The organism is Actinomyces sp. W5033 (assembly GCF_051303165.1).
Genome location: NZ_JBPPGD010000013.1, coordinates 42,718 through 57,917 on the forward strand (window position 1 = coordinate 42,718; position 15,200 = coordinate 57,917).

Annotated in this window: 9 protein-coding genes; 3 read left to right on the plus strand and 6 right to left on the minus strand. The window is 73.5% G+C overall.

Annotated features, from left to right (window positions below):
* Nucleotides 1-195 precede the first annotated feature (195 nt).
* Both ACSJJR_RS09435 and ACSJJR_RS09440 read right to left on the minus strand, forming a co-directional pair.
* Nucleotides 196-3,534, minus strand: coding sequence for a UvrD-helicase domain-containing protein (locus tag ACSJJR_RS09435; protein WP_435943163.1), 3,339 nt, complete (start codon nucleotides 3,532-3,534; stop codon nucleotides 196-198).
* Complete coding sequence (locus ACSJJR_RS09440; RefSeq protein ID WP_435943164.1) at nucleotides 3,531-7,025, minus strand: PD-(D/E)XK nuclease family protein; 3,495 nt, start codon at nucleotides 7,023-7,025, stop codon at nucleotides 3,531-3,533. The genes ACSJJR_RS09435 and ACSJJR_RS09440 overlap by 4 nt, the downstream gene beginning before the upstream one ends.
* A 214-nt stretch (nucleotides 7,026-7,239) precedes the next feature.
* Here ACSJJR_RS09440 and ACSJJR_RS09445 point away from each other — a divergent pair, with 214 nt between their 5' ends.
* Nucleotides 7,240-7,455, plus strand: a complete 216-nt coding sequence (locus tag ACSJJR_RS09445) for a DUF3107 domain-containing protein (protein WP_435943165.1) — start codon at nucleotides 7,240-7,242, stop codon at nucleotides 7,453-7,455.
* 15 nt (nucleotides 7,456-7,470) lie between these two features.
* Here ACSJJR_RS09445 and ACSJJR_RS09450 read toward each other — a convergent pair whose 3' ends face one another.
* Nucleotides 7,471-8,103: a ferritin-like fold-containing protein gene (locus tag ACSJJR_RS09450; protein WP_435943166.1), complete on the minus strand. Its 633-nt coding sequence runs from the start codon at nucleotides 8,101-8,103 to the stop codon at nucleotides 7,471-7,473.
* A gap of 338 nt (nucleotides 8,104-8,441) precedes the next feature.
* Here ACSJJR_RS09450 and ACSJJR_RS09455 point away from each other — a divergent pair, with 338 nt between their 5' ends.
* The gene (locus tag ACSJJR_RS09455) at nucleotides 8,442-10,136 is read left to right on the plus strand and encodes a DEAD/DEAH box helicase (RefSeq protein WP_435943167.1); all 1,695 of its coding nucleotides are present in this window, start codon (nucleotides 8,442-8,444) and stop codon (nucleotides 10,134-10,136) included.
* A 91-nt stretch (nucleotides 10,137-10,227) separates the two neighbouring features.
* Here the strand turns inward: ACSJJR_RS09455 and ACSJJR_RS09460 are convergent, their stop codons facing one another.
* The 3 genes from ACSJJR_RS09460 to ACSJJR_RS09470 form a co-directional block, all read right to left on the minus strand.
* The gene (locus ACSJJR_RS09460; RefSeq protein ID WP_435943168.1) at nucleotides 10,228-11,967 is read right to left on the minus strand and encodes an inorganic phosphate transporter; all 1,740 of its coding nucleotides are present in this window, start codon (nucleotides 11,965-11,967) and stop codon (nucleotides 10,228-10,230) included.
* A 98-nt stretch (nucleotides 11,968-12,065) separates the two neighbouring features.
* Nucleotides 12,066-12,695, minus strand: coding sequence for a MarC family protein (locus tag ACSJJR_RS09465; RefSeq protein WP_435943169.1), 630 nt, complete (start codon nucleotides 12,693-12,695; stop codon nucleotides 12,066-12,068).
* 129 nt (nucleotides 12,696-12,824) lie between these two features.
* On the minus strand, nucleotides 12,825-13,694 hold the full coding sequence (locus ACSJJR_RS09470; RefSeq protein WP_435943170.1) for a PHP domain-containing protein: 870 nt from the start codon (nucleotides 13,692-13,694) through the stop codon (nucleotides 12,825-12,827).
* A gap of 277 nt (nucleotides 13,695-13,971) precedes the next feature.
* Between ACSJJR_RS09470 and ACSJJR_RS09475 the strand changes: the two genes are divergently transcribed.
* Nucleotides 13,972-15,180 (plus strand): IS110 family transposase, encoded by a 1,209-nt coding sequence (locus tag ACSJJR_RS09475; RefSeq protein ID WP_435941460.1) that lies wholly within the window; start codon nucleotides 13,972-13,974, stop codon nucleotides 15,178-15,180.
* Nucleotides 15,181-15,200 lie beyond the last annotated feature (20 nt).

A 15,200-nucleotide genomic window follows, 5' to 3' on the forward strand; every position in this document is an offset into this window, starting at 1 on the left:
AGGGCTGGGCGGGCGGCGGCTCGCTCCTGCGCCCCCCTCTCCTGTGGCGCCCGGTGCGCCACCGACGGCGTCGGGCCGTACCTGCACGGTGGCGCCCCCTGCGGCGCCCACCTGTGGGACATGGCCCGTGACCCGGACGAGCAGGCGGTCCTGAGACGCTCGTGGAGCCGGCTCCGAACCGCCTGCAGGCCCGTCTCAGGCCGGGGCGAGGACGCGCGCGATCTCCTCAAGACCCAGCAGGTCCGCGCCCGCGAGCTCATCGACCTCACCCTGCTCTGGGGCGACGTAGACGTAGGCCGCGCGCACGGCGCTCGTGGGCACCCCCAGTGAGGAGGCCCAGGCGTGGACGTAGACGCTCAGCTGGTCCACGGGCACGCGCCGCTGCCCCGTCTTCCAGTCCACGACGAGCCAGGCCCCCTCCTCGTCCTCGCGGGCGCCCTCGCGGCGGAAGACCGCGTCGATACGGCAGCGCAGGGTCGTGGCCCCGATGGTGAGCTCGCGCTCGACCTCGGTGTCGGCCAGGCTCCACCCGCGCAGCAGGGGCAGGGACTCGGCGGTGGCGAGCCAGCGCTCGAGCTGTGCACGGTCCTGCTCGTCCAGGGTGTCGGGCGCACCCGCCTGCGCCAGGGTCAGCAGGCTGCCCTGGGCGGCGAGCCGCTGGGCGACGGCCTCGTGGAAGAGCGTGCCCAGGCGGGCCGCGGGCTGGGGCTCGCGGGGCAGCGGACGGCGAAGGTCGGTGGCGAAGGCGGCGGGGTCCGTGCGCAGGCGGTCGAGGCTGGTGGCGGCCAGGTGCGCGGGCAGGCGCACCTCGGGCACACGGCACTCGTCGGCGTGCCGCTGTGCGAGCAGCAGCTCCAGGTCCTGCTCCCAGCGGGCCACCAAGGGGTCGCCCTGCCCCGGATGCCGGGCGCCCGCCACAGCGACACTGCCCGCCGCAGCGACGTCGAGGGCTCCCTCGCGGCGGGCGGCTCGCCGCGCGTCGGCACGCCGCCGCGCCGCCTCCGTCCCGCCTCGCCCGGCAGGCGTCGTGCTGTCCACCTCGCAGGCGTCGAAGGGCCAGGTCCCCTCCCTCACACGGGTGGTCAGCGCGTTGCTGGCCTCGGGGTCCAGGTCAACGATGCCCTGGGCATAGGGCTCCACGAGTCCTCGGCGCACCAGCTCGTCGAGGAAACGGGACATGGGCCGAGGCGTGGTGGCCTGCTTGGCCAGGTGCGATCCGGTCAGGAGCAGGTCGTGGCGGGCCCGGGTGAAGGCGACGTAGGCCAGGCGCCGCTCCTCGGCCAGCGCATGGCGCCCCAGGGCGAGCCGGTACTCGCTGAGCATGGCCTTGACCTCGTCCTGCTCGGCGTCCTGGGGCTCGACGAGGCCCAGCTCGAAGGGCGGCAGGGTCGCGGCGTCAGCACGCAAGGGGTGGGGAAACTCCTGGGAAGAGGTCATCCAGCCGCCCGTCGTCAGCTTCCGGTCCGGTCTGACGCCTGACCTGTAGGAGGGGAAGACCTGCTCGTTGAGGCCGCACACGACGACGACGTCCCACTCCAGGCCCTTGGAGGCGTGGACCGTGAGCACCTGCACGGCACCGGGCTCGGGCTCGACCTCCGGGGCGGACAGGCCTGCCTCACGCTCCTCGGCGGTGTCGAGCCACGTGAGGAAGTCTGCGAGGGTCGGCGCCTCCATCTCCGCGGTGAAGCGCTCGGCGACGGTGCGCAGGCTGTCCAGCGCCCGGCGTCCCATGCGGTCGTCCACCCGGGCGGCGATCTCGATGTCGAGGTCGAGGGCCTGCTCGGCGAGCACCACCAGCTCTGGCAGCGGCAGGGACAAAGCGGCGCGGACCCGGGCCATGGCCCGTCCCAGGCGCACGGCGGTGCGCCGTCCGGACTCGGTCAGGCCCGCGGCGCCATCCCCCTGGCCGTCCGGGGCCTGGTCCTCGGCCCACCGGGTGAGGGCGTCGATGGACTCGGCGAGGAAGGGCGTCTCGGCCTGCACGCCCGGTCGCCTGTCGCCGGAGGCGACCTGGTGGCGGGCCAGCAGCGCCAGGGCCCGGAGGTCCGAGGCGCCGATTCCGTGCCCGGTGAGCAGGCGCACCAGACGGTCACCCCTCTCCGGGTCAGCCGCGACGGTCAGCAGCGCGCGCACGTCCGCGACCTCGGGGACAGCAAGCATGCCTCCAAGCCCGACGACCTCGCAGGGCAGCCCACGCTCCTGCAGTGCCTCGGCCACGGCCGCGAACTGGCCGCGCGTGCGGCACAGGACGGCCATGGAGGCGCTGGGGCTCCAACGCTCCTGGAGGAAGTCGGCGATGGTGCGCGCCTCCTCGAGCGGGTCCTGGACGAAGGCCGCCGCCACCGTGCCCTCCGCGAGCCCGGTGGAGGCGGGACGCTCGTTGAGGCGGGTGACCGGGATGTGCGCGACCTGGGCGTCACCGGGCTGGAGCGTGTGCTCACGCAGGGGCTGGGAGGTGGCGTTGGCGACGGCGAGGATGCGGCGGTCGCTGCGCCAGGCCGTTGACAGGGGCCGCACGGGGGTCGCCTGCTGCGGGTCGGCGCCGGCGGCCACGGCGGCGGTGCCCGAGGGGTTGAACATGGCGTGGAAGGTGTCGAGGGCGCCGGCGCTGGCTCCCCGCCAGCCGTAGATCGCCTGGTTGGGGTCCCCCACCGCGGTGACGCCGCCGTCGGAGAACAGGGCGCTGAGCAGCCGGGTCTGCGCCACGGAGGTGTCCTGGAACTCGTCGAGCAGGACCGCCGGGTACTGCTCACGCACGGCCTGAGCGGCTTGAGGGACCTCCTCGGCCACACGGTAGGCCAGGGCGATCTGCTCGCCGAAGTCGAGCAGGCCGTGACGGCGCTTGTGGTCACGGTACTGGGCCACGAGGGCGAGCATGTCGCGCTGGGCCGTCATGACCCCCGACGACGTGCCCATGACGGACTTGAGGCCACGGATCCGGGCGAGGCCCTCGAACAGGCCGGCGAGGTCGTCCAGCCCGCTGTGGGCCTCCTCGACCTCCAGGAGGTTCTCCGACAGGGCCCCGTCCAGGCGCAGCACGGCAGCAGTGGCGGTGCCGACGGAGCCCACGGGCAGGTCCAGGGTGGTCTCCTCGACGATGCGGCTGACGATCTGCCACGCGCGGGCCTCGGTGATGAGCACGGAGTCAGGGTCAAGGCCGATGCGCAGACCGTGCTCGCGCACGAGGGAGCCGGCGAAGGCGTTGTAGGTGGCGACCGTGGGCCCCGGCTCGTCCTCACGCAGGGCGCGCAGGCCGGAGGCGGCGAGCTGGGCGAGCCGGACGTTCACGCGCTGGTCGAGCTCGGCGGTGGCCTTGCGGGTGAAGGTCAGGCCGAGGACCTGGTCGGGACGGACGTGCCCGGAGGCAACCAGGTGCACCACCCGCTGGCTCATGGTGGCGGTCTTGCCCGATCCCGCGCCGGCGACGACGAGCAGCGGGCTCAGCGGGTGGGCGATGACCTCAGACTGCTCGGCGGTGGGTCGCGGCATGCCGAGCGCCCGGGCGAGGTCCTCGGGGGTGGGCTGCGCGGTCACGAGACGGTCCTCCTTCCTTCTGGCTGCACCGGGCAGGAGTCCTTGACCGGGCAGGTACGGCAGTGCGCGCCGCTACGGGCGCTCAGCACGTCGGCGCTGGCGGCCCTCGCAGCGGTCACGAGCAGCGTCCGGGCCCAGTCCTGCCCGGTCTGCGGGTCCGGGCTCGGGTCGAGGGCGGCGCCGGCGGGCGCCAGGGCGGGCATCCCGTTGTCCTTCTTGAGCGGGTCCTTGCCCAGCAGGACGAGGGCGGCGCCACTGACCTCGTAGCCCGTGGCCTCCAGGGCCAGGCGGTAGGCGGCGAGCTGGGGGTGACGGGCGGGTTCGGCGTTGACGTGCTTGCCGGTCTTGAGGTCGATGAGGCGGACCCGTCGGCGTCCGTCCTCCGTCTGCCCGAGGTCCTCGAGGCGGTCGATGCGCCCGGCCAGGGTCAGGCGCACGGTGCCGTCCGGGAAACCGTCGTCGGGCGGCACGGGCAGGTCGAGGTCCACCTGGATCGTCTGCTCGACCTCGACAGGACCGGGGACGGACTCGAGGTAGCGTCTCAGCCGCTCGACGATGGCGCGTGCCCGGGCCGTCTCAACGGCTCCCACCCACGTGGCCGGGAAGCCGAGACCGGGCAGGCGCTCCTCGAAGCGCGCCATGAGAGCCTCGCCGCGCAACCCGTTGTCCTGGGCCTCCTGCGCGAGCTCGTGGACGACGTTGCCCAGCTCCTGTGCCTTCGAGGGGGCCCCGCCGGCGCCGTTGCGCTGGAGGAACCACCTGAGCGGGCAGGCGCTCAGGGCCTCGACGTCGGAGGGGCTGACCCGCACCCTGCCGCCCACTGGCACGAGGCGGGCGCTGCTCGAGGGCCCGGACACGCCGAGCCAGGAGGAGGGAGAGGCACCCGGCACGTGCTCGGCGGCCAGGCGGGCCAGCATGGTGGCGGCGGCGCGGGCACGCTCACGCTGCTGCGCGTCGGCGCCGGGCAGGTGGCCGGTGACCAGGGCGTGGCGCAGCTCGCCGACGAGGCTGCGCAGGGTGAGGTCCCCGGTCTCGGCAGCGGTGAGCACATGCCCGTCGGAGTCCTGGACGACGGCGCCGGCGGCGCGCGCGACCTCCAGGAGGAAGGAGGAGGGCGCGTGCTCCTCATCGCTCACGGCGGTCACGACCAGGCGCCTGCGGGCACGGGTGAGGGAGGCCAGGAGCATGCGGCGCTCGTCGGCGCGGACCTCTCCACGGGCGCTGACGGGGTCGAGGACGCAGGTGGGCCGGCCGTCGGCGTCCAGCGGCAGGCGGCCGGTGACGGCATCGACGAGCAGCCCGGACCGGGTGAGCGTGTCGCGCAGGCGCAGGTCCGGCCAGGCGTCCCGGCCCAGGCCCATGACGGCGACGACCTGCCACTCGCGGCCGGCGGCAGCCGCGGGGGTCAGGACGCTGACACCAGCGGGGCGCACGCCCTGGGGGGCGACGGAGTCGGAGGGCAGGACCTCGGCGGCGAGCTCGTCGAGGAAGTCGCCGGCCCCGGCCCCCGGGTGGCGCTCGGCCCACACCTCGGCGCGCTTGAACAGGGTAGTGACGACGTCGAGGTCGTGCTCGGCGGCCTCGGCGAGCACGGCGGCGGTGTGCGAGGTGCGTGCGAGGGGGTCGAGGGCCCGAGCGCGCCAGGCTCCGGCGCGGCCCGAGGCCTGCCATGCCCGCCACAGCAGGCGCTCGACGTCCACGTGCCCGAGGGCACCGTCCTCGTCGCGGCAGTCCTCGACCACCTGTCTCAGGGCGGCGACGACGGCCGCCGCGCGGGCGAGCCTGCCGGCCTGCTCGGCCAGGGCGTCGGCGTCGTCGCGCAGGGCGGCGGCGAGGGCATCCGCCTCGGTGGTGCTGGCCAGGACGGCCAGGAGGTGCTCATCCGGGGACTGCTCGGCGCTCCTGGCGGCTCGCAGGTGACGGCGCAGACGGCGCAGGTCGAGGACGGTGAGCCCGATAAGAGGGCTGGTGAGCAGGTCGAGGGCGTTGGGGCGCTCGGGCGCGGCGGTGGCGTCCCCGAGGCGCCCCTCGAGCGCGGCTCGGGCGACGGCGAGCAGGGCGGCGGCGGCCGGCTCGGCGCGCAGCAGCACGGCAGGGGTCGTGGAGGCCAGGGGCACACCGCGTCGGCGCAGCTCACGGGCCACGGCACGGGCGCGGCCGGCGGAGCGCAGGATGACGGCCATGTGCTCCCAGCCGGTGCCGTGGTGGACGTGCTCGGTGCGCAGCACCCGGGCGACGTGCGCGGCCTCCTGGGGCTCAGAGGCGGCCACCAGGACCTCGACACCGGCGGGTGCCCCGCCCCCAGGGCCTACGGGGCCACCCGCCGGGCCGCTGCCCGGGGCGCCGTGGCCGCCGCAGGCGCTGGGCGACGTGGCGCTCCACTCGGGGACGGCTGCCAGCTGCGGCGCCCGGTGCGAGGCCGTGCCGGTGACAGTCAGGCGTGAGGCCTGGTCCTCCCACACGCGCACGAGGGCGGGGCCCCCGCGGTGCCGGGTCCCCAGCCGCAGGCGGGTGGCGCCCAGGCCCGTGCGGTCCTCGGCCTCGACCAGGAGGCTGGGCGTGCCTCCACGGAAGGTCTCGACGGCGACGTCCGGGTCCCCCAGGACGAGGACCTGCGCCCGGTGCCCGGCGCGGTCGGGCCGGGCCAGGGCCACGAGCAGGCGGGCGGTGACGGCCGTGCAGTCCTGGTAGTCATCGACGATGACGAGGTCGGGCACAGGACGCGGTTCAGTGACTCCCTCGCGCTCCCACCCGTCCAGGGCCTCGATGGCGCGGTCCTGGACACGGGCGGAGTCCATGCGCCGGGTCTGGCTGCGTCGTCCGGCGCTCGCCCGGCCCTGGGCGTCCCAGGCGCGCAGCAGCTCGGAGGCCGGCTGCCACAGGGGCACGTCAAGACGCCTCCCCCAGTCGGCGAGCTCCTCGGCCGTGACGCCGAGCTCGCCCGCGCGGGCCAGCAGGTTGCGCAGCTCGGTGCGCAGGGCCCGGGAGCGGACGGCCTCGGCAGGTAGGCCGGGCCACTGGGACGGGTGCAGCAGGGCGGCGAGCGCGGCGTCCTCCTCAGCCCCGGCGAGCAGGACGGGGGCCGGCAGCGGGTCCACCCGGGCAGTGAGGAAGGTGCTCAGGACGGTCAGGGCGAAGCCCGCGGGCGTGCGCACGCGCACCACTCCCCCGCCGTCGGCACCGAGCAGCCGCGCCGCCCGGGTGCGCAGCAGGTCCGCGCGCGAGCGGGTCGGGGCCAGCAGGAGCGCGTCGCGGCCGCGGGCGACGGCCGTCGTGAGCAGGTGCAGCGCCAGCGTGGACTTGCCCGTGCCGGGAGCACCGAGGACGACGAGGTCCTCCCCGGCGGCGGCGCGCGTGAGGACCACCTCGGCGTCAGCGTCGGGGCCGGGCAGGCCGGGAGGCTCGAGGGCGGGCAGCAGACGCACCTGCGCCCGCACCGGTGCCCCACCGTGCGTGGTGGGAGCGTGCGCTGGTCCTTGGGCTGGTGTCACGGAACCATCACACCACGGGCCACCGACACGCAACCGACGCCGAGCACGGGCCGCCCCTTGCGGGGCCTGACGGGCGCTGCCGCGTCCGCCCGCCGCTGAACCCTGCCGTCGGGGCGGTGGCGGCACCGGCGCGCGCGCCCCGGGCCCATAGGATCACCGCAGGCAGCGCCCGGAGTCCCCCGGGCGCGCACCACGCACGACAGACGGAGCGACCATGCAGGTGACGATCGGTATCAAGCACTCCCCCCGCGAGCTGTCCCTCGAGACCTCCGCGTCCCAGGAGGACGTGCTCGCGGCCCTGTCCGGCGCGGCCACGCAGGACGTCACCATCAGCGACGACAAGGGCCGCAAGGTCTTCGTCCCCGCCGGGTCCCTGGCCTACGCCGAGCTCGGTGAGGCCGCACCCCGTCGGGTCGGCTTCGGCGTCTGAGGGGCCCGGCGCCGCTCAGGCGTTGAGGCCCAGGCCCTGGACGCGCCGCAGGGCGCCGTCGGACAGCGCCTCGTGCAGGTCGGCCTGGCTGACCGGTCCCCCGAGCAGGTCGGGGATGCCCGCCAGCACGCGCAGCAGCGAGCCGATCTCCTCGCCCACGACCCGGCGCCCCCACAGCCCCATCCGGCCCGCCAGCTGCGGGTCGGCCGTGACCCCCGGCAGGAGCTGGGCGGCGGCGAAGTCCTCGAAGGCGTCCTCGGACAGGGCCCGGTCCAGGGCCTCGCGCGGCCCCTCAGGCAGCGCCGCCACGAGGGCGCGGCAGAAGTCCCTGAGCATGCCCAGGTAGAGGTGGCTCTTGAGCAGGCGCTCGTACCAGTCTGCGGGGCGCAGGCGCTCGTCGAGCTCCCCGAGGCACCCCTGGTAGGGCTGGGCCGCCGTCGGGGCGTCCGTGCCCAGCGACCGCAGGAGGGCATCGACGTCGGCGAAGGCGCTCACACGCTGCGCGCTCATGCTCAACAGCTCGGCCCGCTCCACCATGCGGGGAGCCTTGCCCGCGTCCTTGGCGTGGCGGATGGAGGCCACGGTGCAGGAGAAGGCGACGAGGCCGGCGACGGCGGTGACGTGGGCGGGCGGCACAGCGGTACTCATGGTCACAGCGTAGGCGTGCCACCGGTCACTGACACCACGAGTGACATCGCACACGAGCCGCCCACCGCCGGGCCACCTCACAGGGACCCAGGGCCCACCTGAGGCTAGGCTGGGTGCGTCCACGGTTGCCCGGTCGTCCAGCAGCCACGCCCCGCCGGCCCCACGGCCCTGAGCGGGGCACGATTCACGATCGGCTGCCACACCCGCGACCGCGTCGCGCCACCGCCCCGGGGCCTGAGTCCGCAGGGCGCGGGCGCCCTCGCACGCCACGCCCGCCGGGCCGCCGCACGCGCCCACGGACCACGTGCTGGCGGTCACCCACTGACCGGAGGAACCTCGTGGAGAACGAGAACCCCACCACTGCCCCTCTCGACACCCCGGAGGGCGCCTCAGCCGTCGCCGAGGCCCCTGCCACCCCCACGACCGGCATCCTCGCCACCGCGGGCGCCCACGCGCCCGTCCTGGAGGAGGCCACGCCGGACATCACCGACGAGGGAGACACGCTCGATCTGACGCACAAGACCTTCGCCGACTACGGCGTCGAGCCGGAGATCAGCGAGGCGCTGGCCGCCAAGGGCATCACCCACCCCTTCCCCATCCAGGCCCTGACCCTGCCGGTCGCGCTCGAGGGCCTCGACATCATCGGCCAGGCCAAGACCGGCACCGGAAAGACCCTGGGCTTCGGCATCCCCCTGCTCATGGACACGCTCGGCCCTGGGGAGGAGGGCTGGGACGAGGACCCCGCGGCCGGCTCCCCGCAGGCGCTCGTCGTCCTGCCCACCCGCGAGCTCGCCAAGCAGGTGGCCACCGAGCTCGGCCAGGCCGCCGCCAGGCGCACCGTGCGCATCGTCGAGGTCTACGGCGGACGCGCCTACGAGCCGCAGATCGAGGCCCTGGAGAAGGGCGCGGAGGTCGTCGTCGGCACGCCCGGACGCCTCATCGACCTCATGGACCGCGGCGTGCTCGACCTGGCCCACGTCACCACCGTCGTGCTCGACGAGGCGGACGAGATGCTCGACCTGGGCTTCCTTCCCGACGTCGAGAAGATCCTCGCCCGCACCCGGCCGGACCGCCAGACCATGCTCTTCAGCGCGACGATGCCCGGCGCCGTCGTCGCCCTCGCCCGCCGCTACATGACCCAGCCCACACACATCCGTGCCCAGGACCCCGGTGACGACTCGATGACCGTCACCACCGTCCGGCAGGTCGTCTACCGCACGCACGCCCTCAACAAGGTCGAGGTCGTCGCCCGCGTGCTGCAGGCCGAGGGACGCGGTCGCACGATCATCTTCGCGCGCACCAAGCGCACGGCCGCGCGTGTGGCCGAGGACCTCGCGGCCCGCGGCTTCGCCACCGGAGCGCTGCACGGGGACCTCGGCCAGGGGGCCCGCGAGCAGGCGCTGCGCGCCTTGCGCAACGGCAAGATCGACGTCCTGGTCGCCACTGACGTCGCCGCCCGCGGTATCGACGTCGATGACGTCACCCACGTCATCAACTACCAGTGCCCCGAGGACGAGAAGATCTACGTCCACCGCATCGGCCGCACGGGACGCGCCGGGAGCTCGGGCACGGCCATCACCTTCGTAGACTGGGACGACACCCCGCGCTGGCGGCTCATCGCCAAGGCCCTCGGCCTGCCCCAGGAGGAGCCGGTGGAGACCTACCACACGAGCGCGCACCTGTTCACGGACCTGCACATCCCCGAGGGGGTCACGGGCACGCTCCCCCGCTCCCAGCGGACCCTGGCGGGCCTGGGCGCGGAGGAGATCGAGGACCTCGGCGAGACCGGCCGCTCGCGGCGCGACGGCGGTCGTGGGGACCGCACCGGTCGCGGTGGGCGCGGGCGCAGCCGTGACGGCGAGCGCACCGGTCGTGGTGGACGCGGTGATCGCTCCCGCCGAGGGCGCTCCACCACGGCCGCGGGCTCAGCGGACGGCTCCGCGGCCGCCGCGCAGGGCACGGGCACGCGCCCGCCGCGCTCACGCACCCGCAAGCGCACCCGTGGCGGTGGCGCCGCCCGCTCCGGCGACTGACAGGCCGCGGCGAGCCGCGCAACGTTGCTCGGGGCCGGCCACCATGTCCTGGTGGCCGGCCCCGAGCACGTCGGTCATGCGATCCTGTCTCTCAGCCGAAGACGGCCCTCAGCACGAGGACGCCGACGGCGCCGATACCCGCTGAGGCCGGCAGGGTGATGGCCCAGGCCAGCCCGATGGGCTTCATCAGCTGCCAGTTGGCGCTCTTGTTGACGATGCCGACGCCGAGGATGGCGCCGATGAGGATGTGCGTGGAGGACACCGGCAGTCCCAGCACCGAGGCCCCCATGACCACGGCCGCGGCCGACAGCTCGGCGGCGAAGCCTGAGGCCGGGTGCATCTTCGTCAGACCGGAGCCGACGGTCTTGATGACGTTGCGGCCGATGAACCACAGGCCCGAGATGAGGGCGGCGCCGCAGGCGACCGTGATGGCGGCGGGCACGGCGGCGTGGGCGGACAGGGAGTCGGTGCGCAGGACGTCGATGATGGCCGCGAAGGGGCCCACGGCGTTGGCGATGTCGTTCGAGCCGTGGGAGAAGGCGAAGGCGGAGGCCGTGAAGACCTGCATCCAGGCGAAGAGGGTGAAGGTCGCCTTGGACAGGGACTTCTTCTTCATCGAGCGGGCGAAGATGAAGATCGAGAACCAGACGACGGCGGCGATCATGCCCATGACGAGCACGTTCTGGAACATGTCCAGGCCGAGGGAGAGGTTCTTGAGCCCCTTGAACAGCAGCATGGCGGAGATCACCACCGAGCCGGCGGCGGCGAGCAGCGGGACCCACGTCTCCAGGGCCTTGTGGGACTGGATCTTGTCCGCCTTGCGCTCGATGCGCAGCAGCTCCTTGAAGTAGTCGGACTCGAGCTCATCCTCCTCGAAGTCCGGCATGGCCAGGGCGGCGGCGTCGCGGGTCATCTTGTTGGTGTAGGCCAGCTGCTGAAGCTCGGTCAGACGCTCGAAGGAGGCGCGGTGGGCCTCGCGGTGGGCGATGCGCTCGGCGTGGATGGCGCGCATGCGCGAGTCCGCCTCCTCACCGTAGATGAGGATGTGCTTCTTGATCCGGCTGAAGACGAACCAGGAGGCCAGGGCCCCCAGGCACGGGGACAGCACCCAGGACATGGCGATCGTGCCGATCTCGCTCCACCGGACCATCTCGAAGCCACCGGTGCCAGTGATGAGGCCGAGGGTGACGGCCGCGCCGACGATGCCGCCGATGATGGCGTGCGTGGTGGACACCGGCCAGCCCATCTTCGTGGCGATGAGCAGCCACAGGGCCGCCCCGAGCAGGGCGGACATCATGATGAAGGCGAAGTCCATGGGCATGAGCGCCGCGTGGGACAGGTCGACGATCCCCGAGCGCACCGTCTCGGTGACGTCACCGCCCGCCAGCACGGCGCCCGAGACCTCGAAGACGGAGGCGACGAGCAGCGCCTGCTTCATCGACAGGGTGCCGGCGCCCACCGAGGTGCCGAAGGAGTTGGCGACGTCGTTGCCCCCGATGTTGAAGGACATGAACAGACCGACGGCGGCGGTCGCCAGCAGGATGAGGTGGTCGCCCGGGTCGTTGACGTAGCCGACCGCCCAGGCCATGAACCACACGGCGGAGACGACGAGGATCGAGCCGAAGACGAGGTGCCAGTTGCGGTCAGCGCCCAGAAAGCGCGTGGCCCGGGCAGCGGGCTCCTGGTCCTCAGGGCCCTGCGTGAGCCTGTCCGCCTGGTTGAGCTCGTGGGCGACCTCGGAGACCGTCTGCGGGTTGGTGGGGGGAACGGCGAGGGGACCTGCCCCCTGGGGGGAGTCGGGGGTCATGCCGTCGGGCAGGTCAGCGGACACGGTGTCCTCCTGAGAGATGCGGGGACCGCGCCGTCGGGCGCGGCGGTCGAAGCATGACGACGCTAGGTGAACGGAAGGTAACGCCTGCTCACGGCTGGTCACAAGAAACTGGCCTTGACGAAGGCAACGAGCCCGTCACCGATCATCTGCACCGCGATGGCGGCCAGCAGGAGGCCGAAGATCCGTGTGAGCACCCGGATGGCCGTGTCCCCCAGGACCCGGTGCAGGCCGACCGAGTACCTCAGGGAGGCCCAGACGACCACGTGCGTGGCCAGCAGGGCGAGGGCCACCGTCACCCACCCGACGACGGGCGTGCTGGCGGACTCGACGGCGACCATCGCGGCGACGATGGCGCCCGGCCCGGCGAGCAAGGGTGTGCCCAGCGGGACGAGGGCGGTGTTGGTTGAGCCGGAGGAGGGGGCGGAGTCGTCGTCGCCGTCGGTCAGCAGCTCGAGGGCGACCAGGAGCAGCAGCAGCCCGCCGGAGACCTGCAGGGCGGGCACGCTGATGCCCAGGAACCGCAGGATGTACTGGCCGAAGAGGGCGAAGACGAGGATGACCCAGAAGGAGACCAGGGTGGCCTGGGCGGCGGAGCGGCGCCGGTCGGCGTCATTCTGGCGGCCGGTGAGCGTGAGGAAGATCGGCACGGCGCCCAGGGGGTCCTGGATGACGAGGATGGTGGTGAAGGCCGTGGCGAAGAGGACGGGGCTGAAGATCGACTCGAGCATGAGGTGTGTCCGGGGTACGGGGTCGGGCGGCGCCGTGAGCAGCGTTGTTGAGGGCTACCGTATCGGGCCGCGGGCCCGGCTCCTGCCTTCGAGGCCCGCGCCCCGGGCAGGTCCACCCGGCGGGGGCTCTCAGGGCAGGACGAGCCCCAGCCTGCCCTCGTCGAGGACCCTCTCCAGGAGCGCGGTCGGCATGAGGTGCTCCCCCAGCCGGTTCGGCTTGCCCCAGCCGTGGTAGTCCGAGGCCCCCGACACCCCCAGCCCGAGTCGCTCGGCCAGGGCCCGGGCCTGCTCGCGCTGGGCGGCGGTGTGGTCGCGGTGATCGACCTCCAGGGCCGCCAGGCCCGCCTCAGCCATGCGCGCGAAGGTCTCGTCCGGCACGAGGCGGCGCTGGCGCCCGGCCGCCCGGGGGTGGGCGGCGACGGGCACGCCGCCGGCGGCGCGCACGAGCGCGCAGGCCTCGACCGGGTCGAGCGCCCAGTGGTGAACGTAGTAGGGGCTGGAGGTGGCCAGGGGCCCGTCGAAAGCGGCCGCCCGGTCGCGGAAGGCGCCGGAGGCCACGAGGGCGTCGGCGATGTGCGGCCTGCCGATGGTGTGCGAGCCCGCCGCCTGCTCGAGGACGTCCTGCCAGGTGACGGGGTAGTCCTCACCCAGCAGCTCGACCATGCGTCTGGAGCGGCTCTGGCGCGAGCGCCGGGCCGTGGCGAAGGCCTCGGTGAGGGCGGCGTCGTCGGGGTCGAAGAGGTAGGCCAGCAGGTGGAGGGTGACGCCCCGGTCCGCGCAGGAGATCTCGGTGCCACGCAGGAGGGCGACGCCGGTGGTGGCGACGGCCTCGGCCGCCTCCTGCCACCCGGCGGTGGTGTCGTGGTCAGTGAGACCGACGACGTCGAGCCCCGCCCGTGCGGCGCAGGCCATGAGCCCGGCAGGCGTGTCCGTGCCGTCTGAGCAGGACGAGTGGGTGTGCGGGTCGGTGCGCGGTGACAGGGGCAGGCCGTCGATCACGCCGTCAGTGTAGGCAGGCGGCGGCCTCCCGTTACCTTGTTGGTGGTCCTGGGTGGTCCGGGGCCGGGCCAGTTGCTGTGGGCATGATGTCTTGCCCCTGTCCGTAGATGATCCGGGGGGTGTTGTCACCCGCAGCAGCCGGACGCTGGTGACCGACGCTGGTGACCGCTGATAAGGGGAACGACCCACCGCGTGTGAGGTCTTTCGTAACGTGGGTGCGGAACCGGTCGTCCACCGGCTGGCCCCGTATCGACTTGACCGAGAGGCGGCAGGAGAGATGGATATCGAGGACATCGAGGTCTTCATCGGCATCGACGTCGGCAAGACGGACCACTGGGCCACGGCCCTGAGCCGGGACGGGCGGAAGGTCCTCGACAAGCCCCTTCCCAATGACGAGGCACGTCTGCGTTCCCTTTACGGCAAGCTGGCCGACCACGGGAGGCTGCTGGTGGTGGTCGACCAGCCCGCCACCATCGGGGCCCTGGCCGTGGCGGTGGCCCAGGACATGGGCATCACCGTGGGCTACCTGCCCGGACTGTCGATGCGACGCATCGCCGACCTGACGCCGGGCAGCGCCAAGACCGACGCGAAGGACGCGGCCGTCATCGCCGGCGCGGCCAGGAGCATGCCTCACACCCTGAGAGCCGTCAGCGCCTCGGACGAGGACGCGGCCGCCTTGTCGATGCTCACGGGATTCGACCTGGACCTGGCCCGCCAGGTCAACCAGAGCGCTAACCGGATCCGGGGCCTGTACACCCAGATCCACCCCGCCCTCGAGGCCGTGGTGGGGCCCTGGCTGGAGCACGACGCCGTCTTGGAGGTCATCGCCGCCTGGCCCACCCCAGCCGATCTGAAGCGAGCGGGCAAGGCAAGGATTGACGCCAGGCTCAAGAAGCACGGGTGCAGGCGGCACGCCACCTGGGCCGGCCAGATCGTCTCGGCCCTGGAGCACCAGACCGTGGTGGTCGCCGGCACCGACGCCGCCGCAACGGTGCTACCTCACCTGGCCAGGCAGCTCATCGCCCTGCACGCTCAGCGGGCCGATGTCGCCGCCCAGGTCGAGGCCCTGGTGGAGGCCCACCCTCTTTATGAGGTCCTGATCTCCATGCCCGGGATCGGGGTCAGGACCGCCGCCGTCTTCCTGGCCGAGACCCTGGGCAAGACCTTCGACACCGGCGCCCAGCTGGCCTCCTACGCCGGGCTCGCTCCCGTCACACGCCGCTCCGGCTCATCGATCCGTGGTGAGCACGTCTCCCACGGCGGCAACAAGAGGCTCAAGCGCGCCATGTTCCTGTCCGCCTTCGCCTCCCTGCGCTCCGACCCCGTCTCCCGGGCCTACTACCAGCGCAAACGAGACCAGGGCAAGCGTCATAACCAGGCCGTTCTCGCCCTGGCCCACCGCCGCATCCTGACCCTGCACGCCATGATCCGAGATGGAGCCCTCTACGACCCACAACCAGCCACGAAACTACCCGCCGCCGCTTGACACACCACATAGGGGCACCC

Excerpts from the sequence above, each read along its gene's own strand:
- ACSJJR_RS09445 (WP_435943165.1), top strand. The coding sequence starts at position 7,240 with ATGCAGGTGACGATCGGTATCAAGCACTCCCCCCGCGAGCTGTCCCTC.
- ACSJJR_RS09450 (WP_435943166.1), bottom strand. The coding sequence starts at position 8,103 with ATGAGTACCGCTGTGCCGCCCGCCCACGTCACCGCCGTCGCCGGCCTC.
- ACSJJR_RS09465 (WP_435943169.1), bottom strand. The coding sequence starts at position 12,695 with ATGCTCGAGTCGATCTTCAGCCCCGTCCTCTTCGCCACGGCCTTCACC.
- ACSJJR_RS09475 (WP_435941460.1), top strand. The coding sequence starts at position 13,972 with ATGGATATCGAGGACATCGAGGTCTTCATCGGCATCGACGTCGGCAAG.